Below are 5,943 nucleotides of genomic sequence, written 5' to 3'. Positions count from 1 at the left end.
CCCTACACCGGGCGAATGGGCACACTCTCGCCCGACGACCATAGTCGGGTCGACGAGGCAATGAAAACCGCACATGTGGAAGAGCTCGCCGAGCGCGACTTCATGCAGATAAGCGATGGGCAACGCCAGCGCGTCATGCTCGCACGCGCCATCGCGCAGGATCCGCGTGTGCTCGTGCTCGACGAGCCCACGTCGTATCTCGATATCCGCTACCAGATCGACCTGCTGCGAATACTTCGCCACCTTGCGAAATCGCGGAATGTGGCTGTCATCATGTCCATCCACGAACTCGAGCTCGCGCAGAAAAGCGCCGACAAGGTGATTTGCGTGAAGGACGGCCGGGTCTTCCGCGCCGGCGCACCCGAGAACATATTCACGCGCGAGACAATTGGCGAGCTCTACGGCCTTCAGCATGGCACCTTCAACGAGCGCTTCGGCAGCGTGGAAATTGGGCGCCCACACGGTGATGCGCACACGTTCGTCATCGCCGGCGCAGGTACGGGGTCGGCTGTGTTTCGCCAGCTCATCCGGCAGGGCAAGGCGTTCTACGCGGGCGTTCTGCACGAAGGGGACATCGACTGCGAGCTCGCGCGCGACCTGGCGACGGAATGCGTGGCCGAGCGCGCCTTCGAGCCGATCGGGGATAAAACCATAGCCCGCGCCAAAGAGCTCCTCGTCCACTGTGCGCGCCTTATCGTGTGCCCCGCCGCCTTCGGCACCATAAACGCCCGCAACGCAGAGCTCGTCGAATTCGCACGCTCGCATGGTATCGAGGTCATGCGAGCGTGCGAAGGTGCATCGGAGGATTCCCAATTGGAGTGGGAAGGATAAACTGGACTTTCATTTAAGGATCCTAAGGCTACAGCTCCTACGCCGGCGAGGTCTCCAAGGCGCCGGAGAACCTCGTGAACAGGAATTTCCACGCCGACGAGCTCAACTAGGCCTAATCCAAACGAGATTCCAGGCTCGACAGGCCGTTGAGAGTCAGGTCGTTGGCAACCTCCGAGACGCGCTCGATAGGAACCGAGCCGTCAGACAGCGCCCACGTGCGATAGATACCGATAATACCCGACAGCAAAAACGCCAGATAGTAATCGAACATCTCGTCCTTGAGACCTTGGGGCAGCAGATCGCGCTCGGCAATCTCGTGCTCGAGCGGCGCACGAAGACGAGCCATAAAATCATCGAGCGGAATGTTCTCGATCAGCTGACGATTAAGCACCAGGTTGTTGCACAGTGCCTCATTAACGGTTTTAAAGAAGGTCGCCGCCGCGCCCAGGGCGCGCTCATTGGTGTCGCCGTCCATGGAAGCAAGCGTTTTCTCGACCGAGTCGACAATCATCTCCACCACATCGACGGCAATGGCATCGAGCAGGCCGTCAACTGTACCAAAGTGAACGTAGAAGGTTTTGCGGTCGACATTGGCCTCGCGCGCGATGGCACTCACCGTAATGTCTGCCAGCGGCTTTTCCATGAGCAGGCGCTCGAAAGCGGAAAGGATGGCATTACGGCTGCGAACGATGCGGCGGTCAAGACGCGGTTTGCTGGTTGCCATGGGCGTGTCCCTTCGATATGCGAGCATTCATCAACAGATGAGAGATAATCTACGTAAGAGGATTATCCCCCATACAGTACAAATATGCCCCGCATCATGAAGAACGCACGACTGCCCTACTGCGACTTAGGGTGCTTCTTCTTATTGAGTGCCGACGGAGATACGCGAATACCATCGCCTGTCTGGCGCACATAGGCTTTATGAGCCGGCTTAGCGGTCCCAGAAGCCTTCTGAGCGTGCTTCTTGGGATCAACGGTAACAGCATTAGTGGGGTGCGGCTTAGTGGGCGCAGAGGGCGTCTGAGGCGTGCGGCCGAGCTTGCGCATCACGCGATCCCAGCGCGCATGGATGCTCTCGTTGTGGGCGCTCTTAAGTCCCAACAGGGGCGCAGCCAAAATGGTCGGCGCAATAAACGTAATGAGACGCCACAGCAGATAGCCGGCGGTCGAAGCCGACCCAAAGAAATGACCCAAGAACAATGCAAAGCCGCCCTCAGCGCCACCAGTTCCACCGGGCAGGGGGACCGCAGAGCTCAACAGCTGGACAAAGGCGCTCGCGGCCATGACCGAGAAAAAGTCGACCTCATGGTGGCCAAAGGCAAGCATCAGGAAATACGGCACGAGGTAGAAAAACGCGAGCTGCAGCATGGTGATGACCACCGTGAGCAGCATGGACGAAAAGTGGCCAGCCGAAAGCTTGAACTTCTCAGAGAACGAGTAGATCTCGCCATCGACAAACGTGCGCCAACCCTCGATCTTAGTGGCCGAGACACCAATGCGCTCGAGCCAATTGATGATGCAATGGGCGACGCGCGTGACGGTCTTAGGCATGAGCGCGACGGCGAAGATGCCAAGCAAGATGCAGCAGTGTCCACCAAAGCTAAAGACGCACAGCAGCGTCATGTCGCCGTAGCGTTCGGCAAAAAACGGCATACGGGCGAGCAGCAGGATAGCGCCCCAGGCGACCAGGCCAAACTGGTACACGATAAAACGCGTGAATTGCGTGGCGCCGGCCTCGCCCACGTTTTGGCCGGCCTTGGTCAGGCGATAGATCTGAGCCGGGGTGGAGCCCATCATCATGGGCGTCAGGTTGCCAAAGAAGATGCCACTCGCCTCGACCGAGATCAGGTCGCGGATGCCGACGGGCGAATTGGGATCGAGCCAGACGGCGATCGCATAGGCCACAATGCCAAAGAACAGGTACATGAACATGCAAAGACACGCGACAACGAGCCATGACGCCTGGACGCTCGACATAGCGGCCCAGAACTGCCCCATCTGCCCGGTTACCACCAGATAGACGATATAACCTACCAGCACGACGCCGATAAAGATGGCGCCGCGGCGTGCGCTCTTATTGTCATCTCCGCCCGAGGCCTCAACCTCGACCTGGGGCTTAGACGTATGCTGAGAGGACTCCGTCATGAGACTCCTTCTAACAGTCAAAATATCTTGGATATTGTACCCGTAAGGGCCATAGACAGAACGCAAAGCTCTGGTTCAAACGGGAATTGCAGACGGTTGTTTGAAAATAAAAAACCCGATCTTCCATGGGAAGACCGGGTATCAGATGCGTGGTAGCCCGTACCAGATTCGAACTGGTGATCTCCGCCTTGAGAGGGCGGCGTCCTAAACCGCTAGACGAACGGGCCACAAGACATCTGCACTGCCGTGCTGCGAGGAAATATATTACGGGACAAAAAACGTCAGCGCAAGAAGAAATTCCAAATTGCCGAAAAATTGTCGGCAGGTTATGGAACACGCAGGTAAACTGGGTAGCTAATTCAAGTTGAGATGGACCAAAAGAGCTTCACGATTGTTGGGAATGTTGTCTTCGATCACGGCGTCGAGGGCGGAGTTGAGAAGCTGACCCAGTTCCGGCCCGGGCTTGACTCCGGCACGGATCAGGTCGCCGCCGTTGATGGCGAGCATCTTGAGCGTATAGGGCTCCCCTGCCTTCAGCAGCTCGTGCGCCATCGCGCGCATCTCCTCAATCGTCTCAACGTAATAGAAGCACGACGGGGCCTTGCCGAGTGTGTCAGCACGCTTGAGATCCATGAGCTCGTCCATCAAACGCGGCGTGTCGACGCCCTCGCCCGAAAGCGCGCGCATCATATTGAGCAAGCAGGAGCGCTCGGGGCGCAGGGGCTTGTCGTGATATTTGATGAGCAGGCACACGTCGCGCACCAGGTCGTGCGAGAGCGCCAGGCGATCCATAATGACGCGCGCTTTCTTAGCGCCGAGCTCTGGATGACCATAAAAGTGTCCGCTGCCGGCGTGATCGACCGTGAAGCACTCAGGCTTGGACACATCGTGCAGAAACGCCGCCCACATAAGGCTCGACGATGGCGCGACGCCGTCGCACAGCGCCAGCTCCCCTGCCACCGTCAGCACACGGGCGATATGCTCGTAGACGTTAAACGCATGATAGACACTTCGCTGATCAAACCCGCGACCCGCTGCCAACTCGGGCACGGCGGCGCAGATGAGCTCAGGGTAGCGCAGCATCGCGTCTCCCCCATGACCGGTCGAAAGAATGCCCTCGAGCTCAATACCCACACGCTCGCGCGCCACAGCATCGAGCAGCGGCGCGCACTCGGCAAGCGCACGCTTAGTCTCGGGCTCAATCATAAAGTCCAGGCGGCAGGCAAAGCGCACCGCACGCAGCATGCGCAGGGCGTCCTCATTAAAGCGACGCTTGGGATCGCCGACAGCGCGAATCAGCTTGCGCTCCAAGTCGCCCTGGCCGTCGTAGCGGTCGACAAGCCCGCGTTCGGGATGCCAGGCCATGGCGTTGACAGTAAAGTCGCGACGCGCCAGATCGTCCTCGAGCGAGGCGGCACGCTCGACACTCTGAGGATGGCGCCCATCGGTATAGAAGCCATCAAGACGGTACGTGGTGACCTCGATACGCTCGCCATCGGAAATAGCCGTGATTCCGCCAAATTTAATGCCCGACTCCACGACCGCGATATCAGCGGCCTCGAGCGCCGCCTTGGACTCCTGCCACAGGCCGCTGCAGCACATATCAACATCGTGGCTGGGGCATCCCATCAGGGCGTCGCGCACCCAACCGCCAACGTACCAAGCCTCAAGACCAGCCGCCTCAAGCGCGCGCAGGACGCGCAGGGAGGCATCGGACGGTTGCGTACCGTTGAGCGAAACATTGCACATGCCTGTGGCCTCCTGCGACTATCAAATTGGCTATCGATTGCGTCTGCAAGAAGTCTAGCAAGAAACAGCCTCCACTGCACACGCAAGTCCGATAAACAAAAACGCATCCGTCCTAGTCTAAGACGGATGCGAAATAATCAAACTAGTCAGGCAAGGTACAGGGACTAGCAGACCTGGCGAACCTCGATGTGCTTCTTATATTCGTCCACCTTGGCAAAATCGCCCAGACCGGGGCACTCGACCACGTTGGCGCCGGTGGCCATCGAAAGACGCAAAGCATCCTCAACGCGCTCGGGGGCGTCATGCCACACGGACAGGAAGGCAGCGAGCGAGGAATCGCCGGCGCACACCGTCGACAGCAGCTTGACGTCGAAGGTGCGGTTGGCAAACCAGATATGCTCGCCGTTGGAGAAGTACGCGCCGTCGCCACCAAGGGTCAGCAGCACGTTCTTGGCGCCCTTGGCGTGCAGCTCGGCCATAGCGCCCTTGACAGACTCGTCGTCGCCACCGCTCACCTTAATGCCAAAGATATCGAGCAGCTCGTCGTCATTGGGCTTGATCAGCGGCGGCTCCATGGCAATGAGGTCTGCCAGCTGATGGCTCGAGATGTCGAGGACGAACTCGGCCCCCTTGACCTTGACGCGGCGCAGGACCTCGGCCAGGAAGCCCTCGGAAGTGTTGGGAGGCAGCGAGCCGCTGATGACCAGACAGGTCATGTCATCGAGCGAATCGATAAGCTCAAACATCTCCTGCTCGTTGGCCTCGTTGATGGCGGCACCGGCGTTGACCATGTTGTACTCGGTGTCGGGGCCGGCATTGAGGAACACGTTGACGCGCGTGATGCCGTCGGTCCACACGGGCTTGACGGGCACGCCCAGGGCCTCGGCGCCCTTAACGATAAACTCGCCCGAGAAGCCAGCGAAGAAACCCAAGATCGTGGTGTCGACACCGTAGTGGTCAAGCGTAAACGAGACGTTAAGACCCTTGCCGTTGGGCGTATAGACCGCGTTGCGGGTACGCGTGACGGTGTTGGCAGCAAGGCCGTCGCAGGCGATGTTGTAGTCAATGGCGGGATTTGCAGTGAGCGTGTAAATCATGAATGTTCCTTTCACGAAGCAACGTGTTAATGAAAGTATATTCCACGAGTCGACAAAAGGCTACAACATCTCGGTGAACGGTGTGGAAGCGATGAATTACGGCAGGACACCTCTCCCC

Annotated in this window: 5 protein-coding genes and 1 tRNA gene; 1 reads left to right on the top strand and 5 read right to left on the bottom strand. The window is 58.7% G+C overall.

The window, feature by feature from the left end; translation table 11 throughout:
- On the top strand, positions 1-831 hold an 831-nt coding region (locus AB5164_RS03415), incomplete at its 5' end, for an ABC transporter ATP-binding protein (RefSeq protein WP_368147799.1).
- Between the two features lie 112 nt (positions 832-943).
- Here AB5164_RS03415 and AB5164_RS03410 read toward each other — a convergent pair.
- The 5 genes from AB5164_RS03410 to AB5164_RS03390 form a co-directional block, all read right to left on the bottom strand.
- The gene (locus tag AB5164_RS03410) at positions 944-1,555 is read right to left on the bottom strand and encodes a TetR/AcrR family transcriptional regulator (RefSeq protein ID WP_157757975.1); all 612 of its coding nucleotides are present in this window, start codon (positions 1,553-1,555) and stop codon (positions 944-946) included.
- A 116-nt stretch (positions 1,556-1,671) separates the two neighbouring features.
- Positions 1,672-2,979: a lysylphosphatidylglycerol synthase transmembrane domain-containing protein gene (locus AB5164_RS03405; protein ID WP_368135345.1), complete on the bottom strand. Its 1,308-nt coding sequence runs from the start codon at positions 2,977-2,979 to the stop codon at positions 1,672-1,674.
- 150 nt (positions 2,980-3,129) lie between these two features.
- A tRNA-Glu gene (locus AB5164_RS03400) sits at positions 3,130-3,206 on the bottom strand.
- 127 nt (positions 3,207-3,333) lie between these two features.
- Positions 3,334-4,728 (bottom strand): CCA tRNA nucleotidyltransferase, encoded by a 1,395-nt coding sequence (locus AB5164_RS03395; RefSeq protein WP_368142175.1) that lies wholly within the window; start codon positions 4,726-4,728, stop codon positions 3,334-3,336.
- Between the two features lie 164 nt (positions 4,729-4,892).
- Positions 4,893-5,825, bottom strand: coding sequence for a 1-phosphofructokinase family hexose kinase (locus AB5164_RS03390; protein WP_368142174.1), 933 nt, complete (start codon positions 5,823-5,825; stop codon positions 4,893-4,895).
- Positions 5,826-5,943: the final 118 nt, after the last annotated feature.

It is taken from the genome of Collinsella aerofaciens (assembly GCF_040915425.1).
GTDB lineage: Bacteria > Actinomycetota > Coriobacteriia > Coriobacteriales > Coriobacteriaceae > Collinsella > Collinsella aerofaciens_BW.
This window is presented reverse-complemented; position numbering and strand designations above follow the sequence as displayed.

Excerpts from the sequence above, each read along its gene's own strand:
- AB5164_RS03410 (WP_157757975.1), bottom strand. The coding sequence starts at position 1,555 with ATGGCAACCAGCAAACCGCGTCTTGACCGCCGCATCGTTCGCAGCCGT.
- AB5164_RS03405 (WP_368135345.1), bottom strand. The coding sequence starts at position 2,979 with ATGACGGAGTCCTCTCAGCATACGTCTAAGCCCCAGGTCGAGGTTGAG.
- AB5164_RS03395 (WP_368142175.1), bottom strand. The coding sequence starts at position 4,728 with ATGTGCAATGTTTCGCTCAACGGTACGCAACCGTCCGATGCCTCCCTG.
- AB5164_RS03390 (WP_368142174.1), bottom strand. The coding sequence starts at position 5,825 with ATGATTTACACGCTCACTGCAAATCCCGCCATTGACTACAACATCGCC.